This is a genomic window from Flavobacterium sp. (assembly GCF_965657075.1).
GTDB lineage: Bacteria > Bacteroidota > Bacteroidia > Flavobacteriales > Flavobacteriaceae > Flavobacterium.
Genome location: NZ_CBFHMV010000003.1, coordinates 43,140 through 68,581, shown reverse-complemented (window position 1 = coordinate 68,581; position 25,442 = coordinate 43,140). Strand labels below are relative to the sequence as shown.

Annotated in this window: 18 protein-coding genes; 9 read left to right on the top strand and 9 right to left on the bottom strand. The window is 32.4% G+C overall.

What is annotated here, in order from left to right; genetic code table 11:
* Position 1: 1 nt before the first annotated feature.
* The 4 genes from ACTF56_RS03260 to ACTF56_RS03245 all read right to left on the bottom strand — a co-directional run bounded on the left by ACTF56_RS03260 (position 2) and on the right by ACTF56_RS03245 (position 6,982).
* The gene (locus ACTF56_RS03260) at positions 2–3,004 is read right to left on the bottom strand and encodes a caspase family protein (RefSeq protein ID WP_438965482.1); all 3,003 of its coding nucleotides are present in this window, start codon (positions 3,002–3,004) and stop codon (positions 2–4) included.
* A 38-nt stretch (positions 3,005–3,042) separates the two neighbouring features.
* Positions 3,043–5,004 (bottom strand): caspase family protein, encoded by a 1,962-nt coding sequence (locus ACTF56_RS03255; RefSeq protein ID WP_438965481.1) that lies wholly within the window; start codon positions 5,002–5,004, stop codon positions 3,043–3,045.
* 5 nt (positions 5,005–5,009) lie between these two features.
* A complete protein-coding gene (locus ACTF56_RS03250; protein ID WP_438965480.1) occupies positions 5,010–6,419 on the bottom strand; it encodes a hypothetical protein in 1,410 nt (469 codons plus the stop codon).
* A 146-nt stretch (positions 6,420–6,565) separates the two neighbouring features.
* The gene (locus ACTF56_RS03245; protein WP_438965479.1) at positions 6,566–6,982 is read right to left on the bottom strand and encodes an SseB family protein; all 417 of its coding nucleotides are present in this window, start codon (positions 6,980–6,982) and stop codon (positions 6,566–6,568) included.
* 511 nt (positions 6,983–7,493) lie between these two features.
* Here ACTF56_RS03245 and ACTF56_RS03240 point away from each other — a divergent pair.
* From ACTF56_RS03240 to ACTF56_RS03215, 6 genes are all read left to right on the top strand, one after another.
* On the top strand, positions 7,494–9,110 hold the full coding sequence (locus ACTF56_RS03240; RefSeq protein WP_438965478.1) for an N-6 DNA methylase: 1,617 nt from the start codon (positions 7,494–7,496) through the stop codon (positions 9,108–9,110).
* 76 nt (positions 9,111–9,186) lie between these two features.
* Positions 9,187–10,242, top strand: a complete 1,056-nt coding sequence (locus ACTF56_RS03235) for a helix-turn-helix domain-containing protein (protein WP_438965477.1) — start codon at positions 9,187–9,189, stop codon at positions 10,240–10,242.
* The gene (locus tag ACTF56_RS03230) at positions 10,239–10,754 is read left to right on the top strand and encodes a hypothetical protein (protein WP_438965476.1); all 516 of its coding nucleotides are present in this window, start codon (positions 10,239–10,241) and stop codon (positions 10,752–10,754) included. The genes ACTF56_RS03235 and ACTF56_RS03230 overlap by 4 nt, the downstream gene beginning before the upstream one ends.
* Positions 10,755–10,886: 132 nt before the next feature.
* Positions 10,887–12,137: a restriction endonuclease subunit S gene (locus ACTF56_RS03225; protein ID WP_438965475.1), complete on the top strand. Its 1,251-nt coding sequence runs from the start codon at positions 10,887–10,889 to the stop codon at positions 12,135–12,137.
* Positions 12,138–12,382: 245 nt separating this feature from the next.
* Entirely contained in the window at positions 12,383–12,748 is a 366-nt protein-coding gene (locus ACTF56_RS03220; RefSeq protein ID WP_438965474.1) for a GIY-YIG nuclease family protein, read from the top strand.
* Positions 12,749–13,109: 361 nt separating this feature from the next.
* Positions 13,110–16,109, top strand: coding sequence for a type I restriction endonuclease subunit R (locus ACTF56_RS03215; protein WP_438965473.1), 3,000 nt, complete (start codon positions 13,110–13,112; stop codon positions 16,107–16,109).
* A gap of 404 nt (positions 16,110–16,513) precedes the next feature.
* On the opposite strand, the gene ACTF56_RS03210 is transcribed toward ACTF56_RS03215, so the two are convergent.
* Entirely contained in the window at positions 16,514–16,828 is a 315-nt protein-coding gene (locus ACTF56_RS03210; RefSeq protein WP_438965472.1) for an Omp28-related outer membrane protein, read from the bottom strand.
* Complete coding sequence (locus ACTF56_RS03205) at positions 16,828–17,553, bottom strand: hypothetical protein (protein WP_438965471.1); 726 nt, start codon at positions 17,551–17,553, stop codon at positions 16,828–16,830. The genes ACTF56_RS03210 and ACTF56_RS03205 overlap by 1 nt, the downstream gene beginning before the upstream one ends.
* A gap of 695 nt (positions 17,554–18,248) precedes the next feature.
* On the opposite strand from ACTF56_RS03205, the gene ACTF56_RS03200 reads away from it, so the two are divergent.
* The 3 genes from ACTF56_RS03200 (at position 18,249) to katG (ending at position 23,598) form a co-directional block, all read left to right on the top strand.
* Positions 18,249–19,493 (top strand): FAD-dependent oxidoreductase, encoded by a 1,245-nt coding sequence (locus tag ACTF56_RS03200; protein WP_438965470.1) that lies wholly within the window; start codon positions 18,249–18,251, stop codon positions 19,491–19,493.
* A gap of 346 nt (positions 19,494–19,839) precedes the next feature.
* Positions 19,840–20,535 (top strand): GYF domain-containing protein, encoded by a 696-nt coding sequence (locus ACTF56_RS03195; RefSeq protein WP_438965469.1) that lies wholly within the window; start codon positions 19,840–19,842, stop codon positions 20,533–20,535.
* 732 nt (positions 20,536–21,267) lie between these two features.
* On the top strand, positions 21,268–23,598 hold the full coding sequence (gene katG, locus ACTF56_RS03190; protein WP_438965468.1) for a catalase/peroxidase HPI: 2,331 nt from the start codon (positions 21,268–21,270) through the stop codon (positions 23,596–23,598).
* A 222-nt stretch (positions 23,599–23,820) separates the two neighbouring features.
* Here katG and ACTF56_RS03185 read toward each other — a convergent pair whose 3' ends face one another.
* The 3 genes from ACTF56_RS03185 to ACTF56_RS03175 form a co-directional block, all read right to left on the bottom strand.
* Complete coding sequence (locus tag ACTF56_RS03185) at positions 23,821–24,027, bottom strand: hypothetical protein (RefSeq protein ID WP_438965606.1); 207 nt, start codon at positions 24,025–24,027, stop codon at positions 23,821–23,823.
* A 182-nt stretch (positions 24,028–24,209) separates the two neighbouring features.
* Entirely contained in the window at positions 24,210–24,413 is a 204-nt protein-coding gene (locus ACTF56_RS03180) for a hypothetical protein (RefSeq protein ID WP_438965467.1), read from the bottom strand.
* 64 nt (positions 24,414–24,477) lie between these two features.
* Positions 24,478–25,442 (bottom strand): tRNA modification GTPase (locus ACTF56_RS03175; RefSeq protein WP_438965466.1); only part of this gene is annotated, 965 nt, incomplete at its 5' end.

Sequence of the window (25,442 nt, the reverse complement as noted above, 5' to 3'; positions counted from 1 at the left end):
TTTAATTTCCTGTGATATAATTCTTGATAGAATTTTCACTGAATAATTCTTTTAACTGTACCGAATTTATAAGCTTTTGATTGACTTTAGCTATTGCTCCATTAAAACAATCTAAATTTCCTATGAATTTACAATAAACTGCGGTTAATAAAACATCAGTCTTTTCTTGTGCTTCTACTGCTAATAATTTCATGTATTTATCACAAATATCTTTATTGTTTAAATCTATTGCCGACTTAACAATCAATTCGTAAAGATTGATTTTTTCTTTCTTTGAAACTTCTTTTTTTAGCAATTCAATGCAAAGTTGGTTAGCCGTTTCTGGTTCTTGATTTAGATATAAATAGTCACTATAAACCAAGCCGTTTTCTACAGAAGAATCAATTTCATAAGCTAATTTGAATAATTCTTTCGTTTTTGCTGCTGTTCCAAAATTTTGTTTATTTCTAGCTAAGGATAAAATATAAGTGGCAATATCACTTTTTTTATTTTGATATGGATCATAAGCATTGGCTAATAAATAGTTTTTTTTTGAAGCTTCAAACTCATTGGTTTCTAATTCGCTTTGTCCTAATTTGGAATAACTTTTGGCATAGGAATTATCACTATTTATAGCTTGTTTGTAAGCATTAATAGCTTCTGTATAGTTTTGTTTAGAAAAATAACTATCTCCTAATAAATTCCATAAATCAGGAACATCCTTATTGGTTTTAAGAATTTCGGTTACTAAATTTATAGCATTATCCGATTGATTTTGTTTGTTATACAATTCTAACAATTTTGTATAAGCAGGAATGTAAAGTCGATGTTTGTCAATGGCTTTTATATAATATTCTTTTGCTGTTGTATAGTCTTTTAAAGCTTCGTTCAGATAATTAGCATAGTTGTAATACGCTTCTGGATTGTTTGTATTGAATTGAATTCCAGTTTCAAAAGATGTTTTTGCTTCTGCTTTTTTTCTTATCTTGAAATACAGCCAACCTTTACCTGCATAAGCAGAAATATTATGCGGATTTTTTGAAATGGCTTTGGTGTAAAGTGAATCTGCAAGTATATTTCTATTGGATGTAAAGGTATTTGTTGATAAAAAATCGGCATATTGCGAATACAATTCAGAACTATGTGGATTATTTTCAATAGCACTTATAAATATATTTTCGGCTCTTTTTTTATCTATTTTCTGTTCGTTGATGAACTTTAAAAAACCATAATTTAAAAGCGTGTTTATAGAATCAGATTGTATGGCTTTATCAAACCATTTTTGTGATTCAATGACATTCCCTTTTGTTTTATATAAATTACTGATTTTTTGTAAAACAAAAGTGTTTTTTGGATTTAAAGCAATTGCTTTTTTATAGTTTTCTTCGGCTAAATGATACTTGCCTTCATTCTCATAAATTTCACCTAATTTGGTATATGAATTAACATCTGATCCGTTTGTACCTAATGAAGTATTTAGCATTTCTTTGGCTTCATCAAAACGGTTTTGCAGCATTAGATTTGAACTTAAATTTGTAGTAGGAGCAGCCCAAGTTTTAATTAAGTTGCGAGCAGCACTAAAATGATAATAAGCACTATCCGATTTTTGTTCTAAATTGTAAATTAAACCCATGGCATTGTGAATGTATGCTGCTTTTGGCTCTATTTTTAATGCTTCATTAAGTTTTATCTTTGCTTTTTTGTAACCCACATAATTTTTACTCTTTATTACCGAATAGGCTTCTAATAAGAGTTTACTGGCATTTATTCGTGAATATAAATAATCTTCTTTATTCATTAATTGCAAACAAATTTCTAAATTCTTAGCCTGTTTTAAAAATTCACTTGCTGACGGTAAATCGGAAGAGCCATTGATGTAATCATTTATTAAATTTTGAGCATTTGTTGCCAGTTTGTCAATTAATTTAGCCTGCATTTTTTCCAGCAAGTCTTTTGAAATAGTGTTGTTTGCTTTTGCTGATTCATATAATTCTAATGCACTAAATGGTTTTCCATAATAGTCTTTTCGTTTTAAAGCTTCGGTAAAATCATTTGTAAGTTTTATTGCTTCTTTACTTTCTGATTTTGTATTTAAAGCACCTCTAGACTTCACTTCATTATTGATTTTTTCTTTAGAAACATCTTTAAAAACAATATTCTTATCTTCTTGGCCAACCGCTTTATAAATGGCTCTACTATTTTCAGTACGAATGATAGGAATTTGATTTTGATTGTGTTTTTTTGAAACCAAATTATTGACGTTATTGTATAAATAATCATCAATTTCGTTGTATTGCAGGTTGTTATCGGTATTATTATCGGCATTTCCAGCTAATGCTTTGACTAAGTAATAAGTAAAATAACCGTGTTTTAGTTCGCTACTCTCATAGGAAAGTTCATTAGGTCCACAACTCAAAAATTTTATAGAATTTTCAAACATGGATTGAATGGCACCCATGTTTTTTTGAGTACCTTCTTTGTAAATAAACCCAGAGCGACAAGCATCTAAAACCAAAAATACCTTGACTCCTTTTTCGGTTAATTTTGGAATTACTTTCTCATTTAAATAAGCAAGAGGTAAAACACCACCAACACCATTATACTCTTGATTAGCGTTGGCATCAGCAGCTAATAAATAACCTACTTTATCACCAAAATCGTCAATAACATCTCCATGACCTGCAAAATAAATGTATACAACATCACCTGAAACGGCTTTGGAATAAATGTTTTTTAGTTCTTGCGAAATTCGCATTCCTGTGGCATCTTCATTCGCTAAAAAGCACAAGTTTTCTTCTGAAACCTTTTCAATTTGACTTAAATAATCTTTAAACATAAAGGCATCATTGTCAGCATAATTAAGTTTAAGATTTTCGGATATGTAATCTGAAATACCAATAACTAAGGCACGTTTAGTTCCTTCTTTTGTGGTTTCAATTTTAGTGCTTTTAGAGCCTCTTGTATCTTCTTGTGCAAGGGTTTTAAAACAAAATAGACCTAAAAAAAAGAGAAGAATAGATTTCATAGTTTTAATGATATAAAAGCAGTAATATTCACAGGAAATTATTTCTCCACAATCTCATAAACAAACTCCGTACTAAAACCGTCTACATCGCCACTGGTTGTATTTCCTGTAGAACCTCTGGATTGACTGTAACTTTGTTGGATGAAATTTTCTAAAGGATTGGCATTTCTACTGCCTTCACCGCGAGTTGCAACTGTGGGTTGAAAATTGATAGAAGTAGTGGTTGCAAAGCCTTTTAAAATTAATCTTTCATATGGAGGACCAAAAGAGTACACACAATCTTTAAAAATCATGGTTTGTCCAGGTGCTAATTTTCGTTCCTCGTTGGTTAGTGCGCAATTGTCGTTAGGCATAAACGGTGCAATTTCTCCTTTACTATTAATTTCTATTATACTGATGTAGAGTGTTTTTTTACTTTTGTTGGTCACTTGTAAAACCACATGGTCTTTTTCTGGAACTACTTCAAAAATACCTGCTTCATTAATGTTTTTTGTTTCTTCAATTAAATCGCCTACTTTTCCTGTTGCATCGGAATAGTTTACAGGCAGTAATTTAAACTCGATTTCGTAAGCTAAGTTTTTAAGACTTAAATTTTTAAGGTATTGGCCTTGTGCAAAATTAAATAACTTTTGGTTTATGTCTTCAAGGGTAACAGCTCCTCTTGTATTTTCGTCAGCATCTAGGTCTTTTGTACCGTTTGGTGTTTTTAATTCGATGGTGTTATTTTGGCTTTCAAGAATAACATCTGACTCTTGTACATTTGTGACAACCGAACCCAATTTGTTGTCTTTTAGATAGTTTGAAACTCCTGTTTTTATGTTGTTATCTTTTACATTTTCATCAAAATACACCTTAATGGCAATATCTCCATAGGATTGTTTGTCAATGATTACCCAAAATTCTTTAGTATTGGTACTGCTCAAACTTTTATCTAATTTTATGTAAGCTAAATTAAAATTAGATTTGGTAATGGTTCCCGTACTTATTATATTTTTATCTGTAGCTTTGGTTGTACCGGAAGGCACTATTATTACTGTTGTTCCTTCAAAAAGGCCTTGAATTTTTCCTGCATTGATGTGTATCATGTTTACGTTTGGAATTTTGGCAATTTCAAAGTAAGGTTGTTGTTTTACATAGTCGCCATTAAACAATTTATAATCTACATCACCTTCAATGGTTGGGGTTTGTTTTGGTGAAATGACATTCATGTTGGTTGCAATTTTTGAAAACAATTGACGGTAGGTGAAATCGCTTCCCAATTCGGTCATGGCTTTGGAAAAAGCATAACTTAATGAACCAAATCCGTTGTATTCGTAATTTAATTCATCTGCCGATGCTCCTGAGATTAGTATGAATGGTGCAGCATCAGGATTTACTGTAGTGCGTTCTACCATTGCACTGCCTTTGGTTTTATCGTTTTCTAAGGGGTTCCAATCATCTGGTGCAAAGGTGGCTTTTCCACCACGCGTTTTTCCACCACGCGTTGTTGACCCTGAATGGCAGCTGTCTAAGATGAATAACAATTGTCCTTTGCTGCCTAAAGTGTTTCTAAAATTGGCAATGATATTTCCTAATTCATCATCACGTAAATGATTTTCGCCTTTATAATTGAAGGTATATTTTACCCAAGCATCAAAAGGGACTAAAGCTTCGTCTTTACCGTCAATTTCGTCGCCATTATCATCAAATATTTGTTGTCCATGACCTGAATAATGAATGACTACAATATCACCTGGTTTCAGTTTTGATTTTAACTCTTCAATGGCTTTGATGATTCCTGCTTTTGTAGCTTGTTCATTGATTAGTAAATTGATGTTTTTTTCTGCAAAACCTTGGTTCAGTAGGGCTTCTTTTATTAAGGGAACATCATTAACGGAACTTATAGAAGACCAACCTGTTTTTGTAGGATAATCACCAATAGCTATAATTAATCCGTACTTTTCAGCGGTTGCATTTAAGGTTAAAAACAGAAAAATAAGTAAAGCGGTTTTTTTAATCATTGTGTTTAATTAACATTAAAAATACTAAATGAGATTCCGAAATAAAATCCGAAATCGTATACGTTTTTAGTGAAACTGTCTACATCATTAAGTGTTGTAGTATCACCTACTTTAAATCCATTGATTAATCGTTTTACTGGACCGTAAGCTACACCACCTGATAATGCCAAACGGCTTTCGCTACCAAGAATTATAGAAGGGCCAAATAAATAATTAACGCCATTTACCGCATCGGCAATTGGAATAGAAATACCAAAACTTCCTCCTAAATTAAAATTTTCTCCAATTACGGGATAAAAATTAATCATGGTACTTAAATTAGGGGTGAAATAGTTATTGCTTTCTGCTCCAATAACCCCATTATCATCAATATAAAAATCATTAGATTTTGATTTAAAATTATTTAGTGTAAGCGCCACACTGGTATTAATTTTAAAACCTCCTTTGGACAATAGTTTTAAATGACGTGTTTTTACTGCAGTTAAATTATCATCATCGTCTAGTTTATTGGCAAACTCACTTTGTAAAAATTGCAGTTCTAGATTTACTTTATCTGCTGAAATTTCGTAATCATAGGTTTGTTCAAAGGAAGAAGCTTCTAAAGAGGTGTATAAAGATTCTATTTTATTTAAGTTGTCAGAAGTCCAATTGGAAGAGGCATTCAACTGATTTAATAAACTTTCTAAGTTGCTGAAATTGGTGTTTTGTGCTTTCAATTCGCCACGAGATAATGTGGTGTTATCAGCTGTTTTGGCTTCTAATTCGTCTTTAATATCGTTTATGTTTGAAGCAATGGAACTGGCATCTTCATTTAAAATTTTCTTTACGCTGGCAAGGTAAACATGAAAGTTTTGCTTTGGATCAGTTATTCTAAAGTCTTCTTGCATGGAAGCTACCTGTAAAAGGTTTTTTAGAATGGTTTCTTTATCTAGATTTGGATTGGTTAGGTTGGCTAATAGTGTTTTTTTCATGGCATCTACATTAGTAGAAAGAGCATTTAATTCGGAAAATTTATTGGAAATGTTTTCTCCTCTTGAAGCATTTGCACCTTTTAAAAAACCATTGTTTGATGGCAGTTCGGTTACATTTAAATTTAAATCGCTTCCTGAAACGGAACTTATGCCTCCTAATAAGTTAGAAAAATTAAATCCGTTACCGCCTGAGGTGTGTATGGTTTCTTCTTTAACATCTGTTTTAATATTAATGGCAAAGGGATTTACATTGAGTAATTTGATTTGCACATAGCTGTTTCTCTTGAACTTAGGATTATTAAGTGTATCAATTATTTTATTGGATTTGTCTAATTTGAAGTATTCAAAATTATCCGTTTTGTAATCGTACTGGATTCTGTATTTTTCTTGAGCAAAGAATGAGGCAGCACATAAAAACAAAAGGGAAGTAAAGAGTGTTTTCATAAATAAGTTGATCTGTTTAAGTTAAAGTTTATGGGTAGTCAAATATAATAAAATATTTTGATTTTATTAACAGTTTCAATTTATTCTATGAAACTCTCTTTGAATTACTTAGCATTTATTTTAACCAATTGCTTGATGCATTTGCACTAAACGGTTCTTCCCAAAACAAACATGCTTTCTTGATTACTGTCAATAATTATTTGACTGATTTTGTGTTCTACAGCTATTTCAAGGACTTCTTTGGCAGGTAATGTTACAAAAGGTTTTGTTTCTGTGGCCCAATTCATTAGGGTGGCTTGTGAGGTGAAAACGCCCATGACTAATTTATTGTCTCTTTCAAAAACCGAAGTGAAGGCTATTTGTGCTCCTTTTTCTAGGGTAGTCCACCCTTTTTCTGGATTTTCACCTGTTACTGGACTTGATGTGGGTACCAATAAAAAAGCTTTATCGCCTTGTAATTCTTCTAAAACCGCCATAAAGGTTTCTTGGTTTTGATTGGTTTGAAAGGTCTTTATTTTGGATAATAGGTTGGTGTTGTTGGGTTTGAATGTGTTTTCTTGCATTTTTTGTGTTTTTGGCAAAGGTAGTTTTTTTTTGGTTGATGGTTTAGGGTTGGTTGAAGGGATTAGGAAGATTGGGAGAAAGGGGAGATAGGGTGAAGTTTTTGCTATTTTGTTTATTTTTAACTGTTTTTATAAGTTAAGCGATTTATTACATGGACTTACTTTGATTTGGGTTCGTATTTGGTTCGTATTTGGTTCGTAATTGGTTCGCAAAAACGACTATTTTTGGCATATACATACAACTTCCTTACAAAGTAGGGGTACCACAACTACGAACGAAATACGAACGAAACACGTACGAAACACGAATAATAATAAACAACTCTTAAATAAGCTTGGTTTACTAAACGGTTGATTTTTTTTATCCAATAAGGTAAACCGTAAGGAAAATTAAATAAGGTTGTTTAGTTTTGGGGTTCCTAATTTATTTCCTACAAAAATAGGTCTTTTAACGGTTGTTAAATTCGTTGAAAATTGTTAGGTTTGGAAAATACAAGTTATAAAACAAAACATGAGTACAAATACCGTAAAAGCCGATATTAATTTTGAACAAGAACTTTGGAAAGCGGCTAACGAACTGCGTGGTGCCGTAGCTGAAAATCAATACAAAGACTATGTGTTGCCAATGATTTTCTTAAAGCACATGAGTGAACGCTATGAAATACGAAGAGAAGAATTAAACACTTTATTACACGATAAAACCTCTTCGTATTTTACTACAGATGATGCCGAAATAAATTATGTTTTAGAAGATGCCGATGAGTATTTGTCTAAAAATATTTATATCATTCCTAAAGAAGCTACTTGGGAATATTTAAAAGCCAATGCCGAACAAGACAACATAAAAGTAATTGTAGATGATGCTTTTGATACTTTAGATGCTACTTTAGCAGTAAGTCGACCTGATTTGAAAGGGATTTTACCTCGTATTTTTGTAAAAAGTCAATTGACGGCTCGGCAGGTAGGTGGTTTGATTAACTTACTTTCTAATCCTAAATTATCGCAGAAAGAAAACCCAGAAAGCGATGTCTTAGGTCGTGTGTATGAATATTATATTGGCAAGTTTGCTATTGCCGAAGGTTCTGGTGCTGGACAATTCTTTACTCCCGGAAGTATAGTTCGTTTGATGGTTGAAATGATTGAACCTTATGAAGGTAAAATCTTTGATTCCGCTTGTGGTTCTGGTGGTATGTTTGTACAATCCTTGAAGTTCTTAGAAAGCCATGGTGGTGATAAAAAGAACATTGCTATATACGGACAAGAGCGTTACGATGGTACCTTGCGTTTGTGTAAAATGAACTTGGCTTTACGCGATTTGTCTTTTGATGTGCGTTTGGGAGATTCTTTATTGCAAGATAAGTTTCCTGATTTAAAAGCTGATTTTATCATTGTAAATCCTCCTTTTAACGTGAGCCAATGGCACCCAGAAGACTTACCTGAGAACGACCCAAGACTATTTGGACCCAAAGAAGAATTTACTACGGATGGAAATGCCAATTTTATGTGGATGCAAACCTTTTGGAGTCATTTGAGTAAAGTAGGAACTGCTTCTGTTGTAATGGCAAATGGAGCGATGACTTCCAACAACAAAGGAGAAAAAAACGTACGGGAGTTTATGGTAAACAACAGCATGATTGACTGTATTGTACGTTTACCCGATAAGTTGTTTTTAACCACAGGCATACCGGCTTGTATTTTTATATTGAGTAAAAACCGTGATGGAAAAGACGGCAAACACAGAGAACGTACCAACGAAATCTTATTTATAGACACCAGTAAAATGGGAACTATGGAAAGCCGTAAGTTGCGTATTTTTACAGATGATGATATTGACAAAGTAGCAGCTACTTACCATTCTTGGAGAAATATTTCCCCTCTTGAGAGGGGTGCCGAAGGCGGGGTGTGTTACGAAAACGTGGACGGTTATTGCTACGCTGCCACCATAGAAGAAGTACAAAAACAAGATTACAAACTAACACCAGGTATTTATGTAGGTACTGAGGAAGTGGAAGACGATGGAATTTTGTTTGAAGATAAAATGGCTGCTTTACAAACTACTTTGCAAGAGCAGTTTACTAAAGGGAATGATTTGCAACAAAGAATTTTAGATAACTTTAATAAGCTTTAAATGTTAAAATTATGGTAGTTTTGGTTGACAAATAAAATATTTTTTATAATTTTGTCAACAACTAAACAAATATGTTATGAAAGAAATTGTAGCTAAAAGAATCAAATCAGCTAGAGGATTAGCGGGTTTATCATTGCGTGAACTGTCTGAAAAATTAGATGGTTTAGTCAGCTATAATGCGATTTCAAAGTATGAAAAAGCTGAAATGATGCCCGATAGTAAAGTAATTTTACAAATGGCAAAAGTATTAAATGTGAAATTAGATTATTTTTTTCGTCCTTTTACTATTTCTATTGAAAATATTGAGTTTAGAAAAAAAAGTAAACTAGGAGTTAAAAAAGTAACCAGTATTAAAGAAGAAGTAATCGATAGTATTACTCGCTACATTGAAGTAGAGCAGTTTTTAAATTTAGAATCTAATTTTAAGAACCCTATTAAAAACATAGCAATTGCTGATGGTGATGCTGTTGAGAAAGCGGTAAATCAATTGATAAAAGACTGGAATATTGGTATCAATGCACTTCCTAATGTAATTGAATTATTAGAAGATAAAGAAATTAAAGTTATTGAAATTGATGCTGATGCTGATTTTGATGGTTTTTCGGGTTGGGCTACTGGAAATATTCCCGTAATCGTTATTAATGCTCAATTTCCTGTAGAACGTAAACGTTTTACTGCTTTGCATGAATTGGGTCATTTATTATTGAATTTTAACGATACTTTATCGGAAAAAGAAATAGAGCGTATGTGCCATCGTTTTGCAGGTGCTATGCTTATGCCACAAGAAACTTTTTTGCACGAATTGGGAAAACAAAGAAGTAAAATTAGTCTTTCAGAGTTAGTAGCTATTAAAGAAACTTACGGTATTTCTATACAAGCCATTATGGCAAGAGCTAAAGATTTAAATGTAATTTCAGAAGAACGTTTCATTAATTTCAGACGTTGGGTAAACCAAGATCAAAATCGTAAAAAAGAAATCAATTTGGGGAGTTTTCAAGGAAGAGAAAGTTCTTCTCGTTTTAAACAATTGTTGTACAGAGCTGCTGCAGAAGATTTAGTATCCTTAAACAAAGCTGCAAGTTTAGCCAACATGAAAGTAGCCGATTTTAGAAAAGAATTTGTGTTGTTATGAAAATAATTGTTAATGATGCTAATATTTTAATTGACTTAGTGAAGTTGGATATCCTGCTTCACTTTTTTCAGTTACCCTTTAGTTTTCATACGACAGATATTGTTTTTGATGAATTAGATGAAGCACAACAACAAGAACTCTTGCCTTTTATAGCAAATGAACAATTGGTAGTAGAGGGTTTTACTGGTGAAGAATTAATAGCAATTGCTACATTAAAAGAAGAAAAAAACCAGCTTTCTATGGAAGATTGCTCTGCCTTATTTTGTGCTCAAAAATTAGATGCTGACTTAATTACTTCTGATAAAAACTTACGCAATTTTGCTAGAAGTAAAGCGGTAACTATAAGAGGTCATTTATGGGTATTAGATATGCTTTTTAACCATACTATTATGAATGGGGTGGAAGTTACAGCGTTATTACATCGTTTACAAACCGAAATAAATCCAAGACTAGGATTACCACTAGCCGCTTGTGAAGAGTTAAAACAGAAATGGAATTTAACTGATGGTTAAAAAAAAAATAAACTATAAATAAAACACAAAAACAAAACCTAAAAACCCTTGATTATAAAGGTTTTATGGGTTTTTTAATAAAAACAAATGCGAATTAAAAGCGAATTTCTTGCTTAAAAACCAAAAAAATAAATGCCAAACAACTGGAAAACATATAAACTCTCTGAATTAACAGATGTAATTACAAAAGGGACAACACCTTCTACTTATGGTTTTGGATTTACAGATGATGGTATTAATTTTATTAAATCAGAAAGTACAAATTACGATGGTAGACTTGATGAAACATCATTTGTAAAAGTTTCGAAAGAAGCTCATGAAAAACTAAAACGTTCTCAATTAAAAGAAAATGATATTCTTTTTTCAATGGCTGGTGCATATCTAGGTAAAACAGGTATTGTATATAAAAATCATCTTCCAGCAAATACAAATCAAGCAAATGGTATTATTAGAGTAAATCCAAATAAAGCGTTACCAAAATTTGTTAGTTTTATTCTGAGAAATCCATCTCTAATAAATTATGTTAATGCAAGTTCTGGACAATCTGCTCAGCCAAATATCAATTTAACAGATATTGGAAATTTAGATTTTAAACTTCCACCACTCCAAGAACAAAAATCCATAGCCCAAATCCTATCCACCATAGACGACAAAATAGAAAACAACCTAGCCATAAACAAAACCTTAGAAGAAATGGCAATGGCATTATACAAACACTGGTTTGTAGATTTTGGTCCTTTTCAAAACGGTGAATTTGTAGAGAGTGAATTAGGGAGCATTCCTAAAGGTTGGGAAGTGAAAAAAATAACTGATTTAATAGAAGTAAAAGATGGAACCCATGATTCGCCAAAAAGAGTTGAAGATGGTTTTTATTTAATTACTTCTAAGCATATAGGAACTAATACAATAGATTTTTCTTCAGCCTATAAGATTAGTAATGATGATTTTATTAAAATTAATAAAAGAAGTTTAGTTGAAAAAGGAGATATTTTAATGACAATGATTGGAACTGTAGGTAACTTTTACTTTGTAAATGAAGAGCCAAACTATGTAATTAAAAATTTAGGTTTGTTTAAAACATCCAAAACTCCATTAATAAAAATATACCTGTTTTCTTTCTTTAAATCAAAAATAGGACAAGAATATATAAAAGCACAAATGACTGGCTCAACGCAACAATACGTTACATTAAAAACATTAAGAAATATTGATATTTTAGTTCCAAATGAACAAATATTAACAGATTATAATCATTTAGCAAATGAATATTATGAACAAATTTTGATAAACATAAAAGAAAACCAAACCCTAACCCAATTACGAGATACTTTATTACCTAAGTTAATTAGTGGTGAGGTAAGATTAAAAGAGTTTAGAGAGTAGTTTTGTCATTTCGAGGCAACGAGAAATCACATAATACTGAGAGAGAAATGAATAATATAAACTATGATAATGTGATGTTTCCTAGCGTCAACATGACAAAGAATATTAAAAAACACATGCAACGTTTGTCATTTCGACCAAAGGGAGAAAACACATAAAGCTAAAAAAAAGATAGTGTAGAACAAAGAGTATATGATGTTTCCTCGCGTCAGCATGGCAAAATAAATTGATAGAAGAGAACGAAAATGAAAGTAAATAATATCATGTTTGAACATACAAAGGGCTATCAGTCTTACTATGTTTATATCATTACTAATAAATATCGTTCTACTTTTTATGTAGGTATGACAAATGATTTACCAAGAAGATTATCTGAGCATAAAGAAAATATTGAAAAAGGGATTAAAACCTTTGCTTCAAAATATAATTTAGAGTTTCTGGTATTTTATGAAAAATTTACTTGGGTGCAACAAGCAATTGCAAGAGAAAAAGAAATAAAAGGTTGGAGAAGAGAAAAAAAGTTAAATTTAATTCGTTCATTTAATGAGAATTTTGAATTTTTAAATGAACGATTTGTTAAAGATGATGTGATTCCTCCTTCGTCGGAATGACAAAGAGTAAAGTGTAGTTTGTCATTTCGACCATCGGGAGAAATCACATAAAGCTGATAAAAAATTGTGTAAAACAAGGATGATGTGATTCCTCCTTCGTCGGAATGACAAAGAGTAAAGTGTATTTTGTCATTTCGACCATCGGGAGAAATCACATAAAGCTGATAAAAAAATTGCGTAAAGCAAGGAAGATGTGATTCCTCCTTCGTCGGAATGACAAAAAGTAACGTTTAGTTTGTCATTTCGACCATCGAGAGAAATTACATAAAGCTGATAAAAAATTGTGTAAAGCAAGGATGATGTGATTCCTCCTTCGTCGGAATGACAAAGAGTAACGTCGGAATGACAATAAGAAGAAAATATGACAACAGAAGCTAGAATAGAACAAGCCACAATCGATTGGTTAACCGATTTAGGGTATACCCATGTAAACGGTGGTACTTTGCCTCAAAATGCTAATGAAGTGGTTTTAAAAGACCAATTATTGGCTTTTATACAAAATCAATATCCGCAATTGCCTAGTGAGTTGCAAGATGTAGCTGTTGCTGAATTTGCCAATACCAAAGGAGCTGATTTGTTGTATCGAAACAGGGATTTTCATTTAAAGCTAACCAAAGGCTTGGATTTTGAATACAAAGATGCCCACAAACAAGACAAAGCCGTTCATATTTATCCTATCGACTTTCAAAACCCAGAAAACAATACGTTTTGGTGTGTGAATCAGTTTAGTATTGTAGGTAAAAACAAACGTCGTCCTGATATTATTATATACATAAACGGTTTGCCTTTAGTGGTTTTTGAATTGAAAAACTGGTTTGATGAAAATACCAATATTGCTGAAGCTTTAAACCAAATAGGGCATTATACCAAAGATATTCCGCAATTGTTTGAATACAATATGCTAACCGTTATCAGTGATGGTAACGAAGCCCAACACGGTATGTTTAATGCCAAAAGTGAATGGTATGCCGCTTGGAAAAGCATGGACGGCACTACTTTAGTAGAAGATGATTTTCAAATGCATACTTTGCTGTTTGGTTTGTTTCCCAAAGAGCGATTGCTCAATTACATCAAGAACTTTATCTTTTTTGAAGACCATAACGGCACTTTAATAAAAAAAGGAGCCAAATACCATCAGTTTTTTGGAGTCAATTTTGCAGTTGAAGCTGCTAAAAAAGCCATAAAACCTTATGGAGATGGACGAATTGGAGTAATCTGGCACACACAAGGCAGTGGAAAAAGTATTTCTATGGCTATGTATGCAGGAATATTACGCAGTTTACCCGAATTAAAAAACCCAACCATTGTAGTACAAGTGGATAGAAGTGATTTGGATTTTCAGTTGTATGAAAACTTTGTCTTGGCAAAGGATTTAGTAGGCGATGTACAACATGCTGATTCTACCAATGATTTAAGACGCTTACTTTCTACAGGAAGTGGTGGTGTTATTTTTACTACGATTGAAAAGTTCCGTTTAAAAATGGGAACCGATGAAAAATTAGGAGAAATAGAACATCCTATTCTATCGGAACGAGAAAACATTATTGTAATGGCTGATGAAGCCCACAGAACCCAATATGGTTTGTTAGATGGATTTGCTTCTAACTTGCGAAAAGCGTTGCCTAATGCATCTTTTATAGGCTTTACAGGAACACCTGTTGACAGTAAAGATGCAGACACCCAAGAAGTTTTTGGAGAAACCATTCATGTTTACGATATAAAACAAGCTGTTGAAGACAAAGCAACCGTACCTATTTATTATGAACCTCGTTTGGCTAAGTTGCATTTAGGCAATGAAAATATAGATGATGATGCAGATGAGATTTTATGGGAACAAGAAGATGCTTCTAATTTAAAATGGGCAGCTATTGAAGATGCAGCAGGTTCAGAAGAACGTGTAGCAAAAATCGCAGCCGATATATTAAATCACTTTAAAAACCGAACGGATACCTTGCCAGGAAAAGCCATGGTGGTTTGTATGAGTAGAAGAAACAGTGTTAAAATGTATGATGCTTTAACCGCATTAGAAGGTTGCCCAGAAGTTGCGGTTGTAATGACTGGTAACATATCTAAAGATCCCATTGCATGGAATCCTCATATTAGAACACAAGATGCTACAGAAGCTTTAAAAAAGCGTTTTAGAAATCCTAAGGATGCTTTAGAAATAGTCATTGTTAGAGATATGTGGCTGACAGGTTTTGATGCTCCTTGTGTGCATACTATGTATGTAGATAAGGTGATGAAAGGACACAGTTTAATGCAAGCTATTACTAGAACTAATCGCGTTTTTAAAGATAAACCTTCAGGAGTTATTGTCGATTATATTGGAATTGGAGACCAACTGAAAAAAGCCACTAGCAAATATACTGGTAGTGGTGGAAAAGGTGAACCTACTATAGATATGCGTCAAGCTTTAGAACTATTTTATAATCAAGTAGAAATTTGTAAATCGTTATTAGAAGGTGATGTAGATTATAGCAATTGGAAAGGATTACGAGATAATGACAAAATGTTATTGGTTCGTAGTGCTTTGAATCACATTATAAAATTTGATGAAGTTGCTAATCAATATATGTTGGAAGAAAAGAAACTGACCGGCTTGTTGTCTATCGTAAAATCACAACCAGAGATTCAAGAGTTTGCAATTGATGTTTTGTTTGCACAGCATTTATCTAAAGCCATTAGAAATGCTAAATCAGTAAAAGGTGGTGGTCGAAATACAGCCAATGAAGTAAAAGAATTAATTAGTCGTAGTATTGAATCGGATGACATAATTGATGTTTTTGCAATGGCAGGCATTGAACGAGCTGATATTTCTATTTTAGACGAGAACTTTTTGTTGGGTGCAAAACAAGATAAAGACAGTATGGCAATCAAAATAGAGTTATTAAAAAACATTTTAAAAGATGAAATAAAACTCCGAATGCCAAAGAACATTAGAAAATATACTTCTTTAAAAGAAGAGATTGAAAAAGTAATTGACCGCTATCATTTGAATGCAATTGATTCGTACACAGCTATAGCAGAATTGGTTCACAGAGCCCAAGAAATGCAAGACGAAGACAAACGTAAATCAGAATTAGGTTTGTCGGATGAGGAATTGGCTTTTTATGATATTATTTCGGCTAAGAAAGAAATCATTAACGAATCGGGACCAATTCAGAATATAGTTCATGCAGTAGTAAAAGCGGTTAAAAGCAACTTACAAATAGACTGGATGAATAAGGAAGATGCGAAAGCTGCTATTCGTTTAGCCGTTAAAAAAGAACTAAGAGGAAAAGTAAGCATAGCAGAATTAAACGGTATTCTTCAAGAGATTATGGAACAAGCCGAAGGGCAATTTAGTGAATGGAGGGCTTAGGAATTAAAATTATGACAGAAGCAGAAAAGAAAATAGTAGACAATGCATGCGCGAATCCTTTCGCGTTCGGTAACTAGACATAAAATGTTGCGTTAAGATGCTGAAACGAGTTCAGCATGACAAGTTTGTAGGTTGTTGGTGATGGTTGATGGTTGATGGTTGGTTGTAGCACGGAGTTTCACTAAGTTTTTCACTAAGTTTCGCAGAGTTTTTTTGTAATGGGTGTTTATTTTAAACCTGACAGGTTTTAAAAACCTGTCAGGTTTGAGAATGCAGAGATTTAGGGATTTTTTTATGTGTTATTATGGATCTGTGGTTAGTTTAAATGTTTGTTTTGTGAATATTGTATTATGAAACGGTTGGTTGTAACCATCTGCAACTGGTATTTCTTTTTTAAGGAGCTTTTATAGTATTTCTAGGTTTTGATTTGTATTTATACTGGCTTCTCTTACATTAATAACGGCATTAGTAGTGGTATCAATCAAAAAAGCGACTAGTTTAACTCGGTTTAATGCGGCTACATTATTTGGAATTGCTAAGGAGTAACTTTTTTCTGAAGTTAAAGCTGTTGGAGTAATGGTGTCACCATTAATGGGTGAGATGATTGCTCTTAATACGCCATCATATTTAAAATTGGGAATAGAACTTAAACCGCCATATAGGTTTGAGGAGTAATTGCTTTGGGTGTGAAACAAATTATCTTCTACTAAATAAACCATTAGTTTAGTTGAGGTAGTTGTATTGGCAAAGCCCATGGTAATTGTTGCATTTTGGTTCCGTTAACCACTGTTGAATTTATAGCTAGTCCTGCGTCTGATGAGGGTTTAATTTCTGCAAGTACTTGATTTACGTTTTGGTATTGTGGACCTGTCCAATTGATGGTTCGGTTTATTCTTCCTGCTGGCACACCATTGATTCCTAAACTGGATGCCAATTGATTTCCTTGAGTGGTTATGAAAGGATCGTTTCCAAAAAGATGTATCTGTACAGAAACTTCTTTATCGGTTTGTTGTTTTAATAATTCTGTTGCATATAATATTCTAGGGCAATTTCCGCACCAAGTTCCAGAATATTCTTCAACAAGTACTCGATTTACAAACTGTGTTGTGGTTGGTGGATTTGTAACTATTACTTGAAGTTCATTACTGGTAATGGATTGGTATTCTGCTTTAACAGTATAGGTTCCACTAGTTGTAAAAGTATGTATGTTGCCACTAATGGCTGTTCCATTTACAAAAAAGACACTGAGATTGTTGACATTATTGCCTGAACTGGTTGTGAGTGTAAATATAACGGTAGTACCTGTAAGCACATTACTTTGACTTGCTGCTAAGGTAATGGTTGTTTGTGGATTAGTTATTTCCTCAAAATCACTTTCAGTTTTTGTGCAACTGCTTAATAGGGTTAAGACTGTGAAGTAGCATAAAATTAAATTCTTTTTCATAGTGTAATTTTTAGTGGGTTAAAGTGATAAAATCTTCTTTTTAATTGAAGGTACTTTGATTTATCTTGTTCTTAATTAATTGAATAGCGTATTTTTATCACAAATTTATTTCACTCTTACTTTATAATATGTCATCTATCTTACATTTATGATATTATTTCAATTCTATATTTTTTTAATTAAAGAGTTTATTTATAAAGTAAGTGATGAAATTTATTTTAACTATTGTTCGTATGCGATTTTTTTCGTGTGCTATAATTGGTTAAGCAATGTTGTATTAAGATGCTGAAACGAGTTCAGCATGACAAGATTGGGGTTGGTGTTTCTTATTAACTTTACGAAAAGCTTTTTTACTTTGCTTTAGGATGATTGTGTGGTTGGTTTTATGTTATTCGTAGCAAGGAGTTGCGCTAAGTTTGGCACTGAGTTTCACTAAGTTTTTTATGGTTATTGATTAGGTTTGTGAGTGTTCCTTACTTAGTCAGGATGACAAGATTAGGGTTTGTTTGGGATTCTATTTTTAATTCTGATAAAAAAAAGCATTTATTTTTAGGACAGCGTTACTCTTTCCCATTCAAAATCAGCCAAAACTCTCAAGCAATAAACCCTAACAAATATAAAAAAAACTATATCATTTGGGAAACATCTAAGAGTCTGCTATCTTTGTGTAAATTAAAATCATTATAGCAAAATCCATGGAAAAAGAGGCCTACAAAATACATATTATTGGCGCAGGAGTTAGCGGTTTAGTTGCTGCTCAAGTGTTAGAAGCAAATGGTTATTGTCCTGTTATTATAGAAGCAACCGATCGTGTGGGCGGCAGAGTAAAAACCGATGTGGTAGAGGGCTATCAATTGGATCATGGTTTTCAGGTTTTGTTAACGGCTTATCCTTCGGCTCAAAAGTATTTGAATTATGAAGCTTTAGCTTTGCAACCTTTTTTACCAGGAGCGGCTATTTTTAAACAAGGCAAACAAAAAGTCATTGGAGATCCTTTGCGAGCGTTTTCTTTATTGGTTCCAACTCTTTTTTCTGGCATAGGTTCGATGGCAGACAAGTTTAAAATACTAAAATTAAATGCCTTGTTAAAAAAAACAAGCTTGACTGCTATTTTTGAAAAGCCAGAGCAAACTACCTACGATTATTTGGTGCATTTTGGATTTTCGGAAGACATGATTTGCCATTTCTTTAAACCTTTTTTTAGTGGTATTTTTTTAGAATCCGAATTAGAAACTTCAAGCCGAATGTTTGAGTTTGTATATAAAATGTTTGGAGAAGGACTAGCAACATTGCCCAAAGCAGGTATTGAAGCCATTCCGTTGCAATTGAAAGAGTCGTTAAAAAACACGACTTTTCTGTACAATACCAGTGTAAAAACCGTGGAAGAACATAAAATTCATCTTTCTAACGGAACAATATTGAAGAGTCATTACACCATTATTGCCACAGAAGCCAGTCATTTACTGCCAGCTCTGCACACTGAAACCATGGCATGGAAATCGTGCCAAACACTTTATTTTGAAACCCCTTTAGATACAATAAAAAAGCCATTGATAGGACTAATTTCAGAGGAGGCTGCCTTAATTAATAACTTGTTTTTTCATACAAGTTTACCCACCAAAACTTTGGGTGCGAAAAAATTACTTTCGGTTACCGTAGTAAAAGAACACCAATTAACCCCAGCAGCACTCCAAAAACAGGTGGAAAAGGAATTAAACACTTTTTGCGGCATCTCTACTTTAAAGTTCATCAAACAGTATACAATTCCGAAAGCTTTACCTAAGATGGACAATCTGCGTTATAGTAGGAGTGCGAACGAAACAAGACACGGTACTACTATTTTTTTAGCAGGTGATACACAGTTGAACGGTTCACTCAATGCTGCAATGCATTCTGGGGAAGAAGCGGCTCTGGGATTAATAGCTGCTATTGGTTTGTAATTTTATTTGATTGAGCGTTAATCGATTTGTGTTTTATTGCTTGTTTTTAGATGCAAATTTGAAGTGCTGAATTGGGTTTACTAGGACAGGATAAGAGTAGGGAAGAGATGCTGAAACGAGTTCAGTAGGACAAGAATAGAGATGAGATGCAGAAATGAATTCAGCACGACAAGAGAAGGGAGGAGATGCTTCAACGAGTTCAGTAGGACAAGAATAGAGATGAGACGCATGAACGAGTTCAGCATGACAAAAATTAACGAATTTTAATAAGTATGTAGCTAGAATATTTTTCTGTTTTTGAAATAAACCTACTTTATATTCGTTTTTAAATAAAAAGTGCGAGTCAATGAAAAAGTATTTTATACATAATGGAACGGAAAATAGTGGTCCCTTTAGTTTAGAAGAATTAAAAAAACATGCGATTACAAACTTAACTCCAATTTGGTATGAAGGTTTGGAGGAATGGACTACTGCTGCTCAAGTTGAAGAATTACAGTCTCTTTTAATTAAAGTTCCGATACCCCCAAAAAGCACAGTAAAACAAGATAGAACAACACTTTCAAAAGTAAGGCTTAAAGGTTTGAATGGGAAGTATTTAATTGTTGGTTTAAGTGTTTTTTTGTTTTTGATTTTTATTGTTTTGAAGTTGATTCAAAATGAAAGACAAGCGGCTCTTCAAGAAGAAAATCAAAAGACTGCCATAGACAATGAGACATCAAAAAGCAGACAAAAAGAGCGTGAAAAAACGTTACAACAAGAACAACTTAAAGATAGTTTGGATGAGGTACGTTTGAAAGCTTTAAAACAAGAAACCTTAAAGTCAAAAAGAGAAGCTATTGAAAACCAATTGACATCTCGTTATAAAAAAATGGAACGTGCTAAAAAGGCGTTGATGGATGCTACAAAATTCAAACTATTTCGTTCCAAAAAAGAAAAAGAGGCTCAAATTCTTAGTATTCAAGAAACGATTTCAACTATCGAATATGAAATTTTTCAATTGGAAAAAGACCTGCATTATGTGGACCTAAATAGTAGCAATTAGATATTTTTTTTTGAATTATAAACTTGTTTTGTGATTTCTCAGATTTAATTAGAATTGTAAAGGGCGCTTGTTTTTGGCACATTTATTTAAAAATCCTATTAAATAAAATCTTCCAATTAATTGTTTTGGAAATTCGGTTTTATAAGCGCATGAGCGTTTTGTTAAAAACCATATATTTTGAATGATTGATTTTGTATTAGGTTTACAGGCTTGTTATTTAAGTTTTGATGCCTTATCTGAAAATTATAGAAATTAAAAAAGTAAGAAACAAACAACAAATACATTGGACTTATTTTATATCGATGGATAAAAGGTTTTTTTACAGAAAAGAATAAAACAAAGATTGTATGTTGCAAGGTTTTCTAATTATATAACAATACACATGAAGTGGTTAGGGTAGTTCAGAATTTGGAGGTATTATTCATGGACAAATCCCCTATAGTCAAAAAAAAGATTGTGTTAATGCTCAATAGTTTCGAATAGTTTTTTTTTTAGTTTAAAACCGAGAATTTTTTCGGTTTTTTTTATACTAAGTATTTTTAAATTTTACAATTTGTTAAATCTATGGTTTTGAGTTTTTTATCAGTTATTACTAATGATTTTACTTATGATAAAGTTATTTATTTATAAATAAAAATTATAACGAGATAAGATTTATCATTTAAATAAAATATTATTATTGCGGTATAATGCTGAATTTTGAATAATAATAACATAAAAAATCAATTTAAAATGAGGAAAAAACTATTATTAACATGCTTACTTTTTGCGGTATTTTCATTTTCGCAAGAAACTGTGACTTGTCCTGTTACTGGAAAAACATATAATGTAGGAGAAAGTAGCCAAAGTGGACCCAATACAGGTTCCATTGAATATTTCGTTGAAAATGGTTCTGTTGAAAAAACAACTCCAGTAGCAACACAAACTGGAACTACAAGTAAAGACAAAAATAAAGAATGGTGGCCCAATCAATTGAACTTAGATGTATTGCGTCAAAATTCTGAATTAAGCAATCCTCTTGGGTCAGACTTTGATTACGCCAAAGCATTTGAGTCATTAGATTATTTTGAATTAAAGAAAGATATAGCAACACTTATGACACAATCTCAAGAGTGGTGGCCAGCAGATTTTGGAAATTATGGTCCATTATTTATTAGAATGGCTTGGCACAGTGCTGGTACTTATAGAACAGGAGATGGAAGAGGAGGTTCTAGAGCAGGGCAACAACGTTTTGCACCTTTAAACAGTTGGCCAGACAACGCTAATTTAGATAAAGCGAGAAGATTGCTTTGGCCTATAAAACAAAAATATGGAAATAAGATTTCTTGGGCAGATTTAATGATTTTAACTGGAAATGTTGCTTTAGAAACTATGGGTTTTAAGACCTATGGTTTTGCAGGAGGTAGAGAAGATGTTTGGGAACCAGAATCAAATGTATATTGGGGGTCTGAAAACAAGTGGTTAGATCATTCAAGAAGTGTAGAAGGAAAATTAGAAAATCCATTGGCTGCAACTCAAATGGGATTGATTTATGTAAATCCTGAAGGACCTGCTGGAAATCCAGATCCTTTACTAGCTGCAAAAGATATTCGAGAAACATTTGGAAGAATGGGAATGAATGATGAAGAAACTACAGCATTAAATGCGGGTGGACATACTTTTGGGAAAACACATGGAGCAGGTCCGGCAAATAATGTGGGTCCAGATCCAGAGGCTGCAGGAATTGAAGAACAAGGTTTAGGTTGGAAAAGTAATTATAAATCAGGAAAAGGAACCGATGCAATAACTTCTGGTTTAGAAGTGACATGGACAGCAAAACCTACTCAATGGAATTATGGTTTTTTTAATATTTTATTTGATAATGAATGGGAGTTAACAAAAAGTCCAGCTGGTGCTCATCAATGGGTTGCAAAAAATGGAGAAGAAATCATTCCTGATGCTTTTGATGCTAATAAGAAACACTTGCCTACAATGTTAACTACTGATTTGTCTTTCCGTTTTGATCCTGAATATGCGAAAATTTCTAAGCGTTTTTATGATAATCCAAAAGAATTTGAAGAAGCATTTGCAAAAGCTTGGTTTAAATTAACCCATCGCGATATGGGGCCAAAAACTACATACCTTGGTCCAGAAGCTCCAAAAGAAGATTTAATTTGGCAAGACCCAATTCCGGCAGTAAATCACAAACTTATAAACGATAAGGATATTGCATCATTAAAAACACAAATTTTAACTTCAGGCTTATCAATTCAAGATATGGTAACAGTTGCTTGGGCTTCAGCATCAACTTATAGAGGTTCAGATAGAAGAGGTGGTGCAAATGGTGCAAGAATTAGATTAGAACCACAAAGAAACTGGGAAGTTAATAATCCGATGCAGTTAAATCGTGTTTTGCCTATTTTAGAAAAAATACAAGCTGATTTTAATTCTAAAAATAAAGACAAGAAAGTGTCACTTGCAGATTTGATAGTTTTAGCAGGAAATACAGGTGTAGAACAAGCTGCTAAAAATTCAGGGTATACTGTAAAAGTTCCATTTAGTGCGGGAAGAATGGATGCCTTACAAGAACAAACTGATGTAAATTCTTTTACAGTTTTAGAACCCCAAGCTGATGGATTTCGTAATTATTTAAAAACTAAATTTACAGTTAGTACTGAACAGTTATTAGTAGATAAAGCACAACTTTTAACATTAACAGCTCCAGAAATGACGGTATTAGTTGGAGGTATGCGATCATTAAATGCTAACTATAATGGTTCAAATTATGGGATATTTTCATCCAAAAAAGATCAATTAAATACCGATTTCTTTGTAAATTTATTGGCTATGGGAACTACTTGGAAGCCTGTAAATGCTGATAACGAAATTTTTGAAGGAATTGATATGAAAACTAATGAGCTGAAATGGAACGCTACACGTGTTGATTTAATCTTTGGTTCAAATTCAGAGCTTAGAGCTATCGCTGAAGTTTATGCTCAAAAAGATAATCAAGAAAAATTTATTACTGATTTTATAGCAGCATGGACAAAAGTTATGAATTTAGATCGTTTTGATTTAAAGTAATCTAATTTATTGTGTTATTATAATAAATAGTTTGTTTATTAATACATTAAAATGATAAATCGGGACAGAAGTTTTTGTCCCGATTTTTTTTATGAATTTGACAAATTAAAAAATAAAATATTTTAAAAATGTTAATTTTTTAGTTCTTACAAAATCATACTCCAATTTATTTTGTGTATCTATTATTATGTGAGAATGTTTTTTTTAAATGACTGTAAAGTATTACTCCATGAACATTAAAGTTGTTGTACTAATTTTTAGTAAATCATTTACGGTATTATAATAGAAATAATGCTTTTTTTTGTTTTTATAAATAGTGTAAATTTTTTTTCTGATATTACAAAGAGCTGTCTTAATTTTATCGTTTTCATAAAAGGCTTCTAACTCATTTTTCTCAGCTTCATTGCCTCTTTCGTAAAAAAGTTGAATAATAGCTCTATATTGTTTGTCCTAATTAATTTTAGAAATATCAATATCCCAAAAAGCGATTTTCGTAAATTAGATAGGTTAGTAGTATGAAGTACTTTCTTTTTTCTTGAGCAATTTCGTAATAGGTTTGAAGTAATACCCAAAAACCTTATTTAAAACCTAGAGCAGCTTCTATTTTTAAGCTAATGTAGTATTAAGACTTCTTCTGCCTTTTGTGATGTATTAATAGTTTGTGTATGTTCTCCTGTATAAAGGTCAAAATAACGCTGACAAATCTTTTTTTTAGCTAATAAACGCTCTAAAATGATTCCTGGATGAATGCCTTTATATTTTTCTAATTGAAAACTCATAATAAGAATATAAACAAATTTGTTTGTATAATACAATAAATGTTTTCAGATTTTAAAAAGTATAGATTAATTTTGGGAGACAGAAAAAGTAAGATTCTTTCTATTTTCCGATACAGAAATTTGCGAAAATATTACCAAGTAATTCATCGTTTGACACTTGCCCTGTGATTTCTCCAAAATGAAATAGGGCTTGACGAATATCAATCGCCATTAAATCGGAGGATAAATTTTGGTCTAAACCAAAGCGAACTTTGGTAATTTCTTCCAAAGCTTTCAACAACGAATCATAATGACGTGTATTGGTTACAATCGTTTCATTATTTCTCAAAGCACCCGTGTTTACAAAAGAGAGTAGGGTGTTTTTAAGTTCTTCAATACCTGTTTTTTGTTTGGCGGAAATTAATATTGTAGATGGTTGTTGGTTTATAGTTGATAGTTGACTATTGGATAACATATCCGATTTATTTATTAGAGTAATTAATGTTTTTAATGGAAATTGATTATTTATTTTTTTAATTTCAAAATTTAATTTTTCAAATCCATCAACCATTAACTGAAAACCATCCACTAAAAATAATACTACCTGAGCTTGTTCTATCTTCTCAAAAGTTTTCTGAATACCGATGCTTTCAACAACGTCTTTTGTTTCTCTAATTCCAGCTGTGTCGATAAATCTAAAGCCAATACCTTCAATGACTAATTCGTCTTCGATTGTGTCACGTGTTGTACCAGCAATGTCTGAAACTATGGCACGTTCTTCGTTTAGTAAAGCGTTTAATAAGGTTGATTTACCTACATTTGGTTCACCCACAATGGCTACTGGAATACCGTTTTTAATCACATTACCAACAGCAAATGAATCAATTAATCGTTTTAATACGAATTCAATACGGTTTAGCAATTCGGCAAATTGGGTTCTATCGGCAAATTCTACATCTTCTTCAGCAAAATCTAATTCTAATTCTATTAATGAGGCGAAGTTTAGTAATTCTTCTCGTAATTTGGCAATTTCGTTACTGAATCCTCCACGCATTTGTTGCATGGCAATTTGGTGAGAAGCTTCAT

Coding starts and splice junctions, on each gene's coding strand:
- ACTF56_RS03230 (WP_438965476.1), top strand. CDS start 10,239: ATGAAAATAATTGTTAATGATGCTAATATTTTAATTGACTTAGTGAAG.
- ACTF56_RS03200 (WP_438965470.1), top strand. CDS start 18,249: ATGGAAAAAGAGGCCTACAAAATACATATTATTGGCGCAGGAGTTAGC.
- ACTF56_RS03210 (WP_438965472.1), bottom strand. CDS start 16,828: ATGGTTTATTTAGTAGAAGATAATTTGTTTCACACCCAAAGCAATTAC.
- ACTF56_RS03255 (WP_438965481.1), bottom strand. CDS start 5,004: ATGATTAAAAAAACCGCTTTACTTATTTTTCTGTTTTTAACCTTAAAT.
- ACTF56_RS03195 (WP_438965469.1), top strand. CDS start 19,840: ATGAAAAAGTATTTTATACATAATGGAACGGAAAATAGTGGTCCCTTT.
- ACTF56_RS03235 (WP_438965477.1), top strand. CDS start 9,187: ATGAAAGAAATTGTAGCTAAAAGAATCAAATCAGCTAGAGGATTAGCG.
- ACTF56_RS03240 (WP_438965478.1), top strand. CDS start 7,494: ATGAGTACAAATACCGTAAAAGCCGATATTAATTTTGAACAAGAACTT.
- ACTF56_RS03245 (WP_438965479.1), bottom strand. CDS start 6,982: ATGCAAGAAAACACATTCAAACCCAACAACACCAACCTATTATCCAAA.
- ACTF56_RS03225 (WP_438965475.1), top strand. CDS start 10,887: ATGCCAAACAACTGGAAAACATATAAACTCTCTGAATTAACAGATGTA.
- ACTF56_RS03205 (WP_438965471.1), bottom strand. CDS start 17,553: ATGAAAAAGAATTTAATTTTATGCTACTTCACAGTCTTAACCCTATTA.
- ACTF56_RS03215 (WP_438965473.1), top strand. CDS start 13,110: ATGACAACAGAAGCTAGAATAGAACAAGCCACAATCGATTGGTTAACC.
- katG (WP_438965468.1), top strand. CDS start 21,268: ATGAGGAAAAAACTATTATTAACATGCTTACTTTTTGCGGTATTTTCA.
- ACTF56_RS03250 (WP_438965480.1), bottom strand. CDS start 6,419: ATGAAAACACTCTTTACTTCCCTTTTGTTTTTATGTGCTGCCTCATTC.
- ACTF56_RS03220 (WP_438965474.1), top strand. CDS start 12,383: ATGAAAGTAAATAATATCATGTTTGAACATACAAAGGGCTATCAGTCT.
- ACTF56_RS03260 (WP_438965482.1), bottom strand. CDS start 3,004: ATGAAATCTATTCTTCTCTTTTTTTTAGGTCTATTTTGTTTTAAAACC.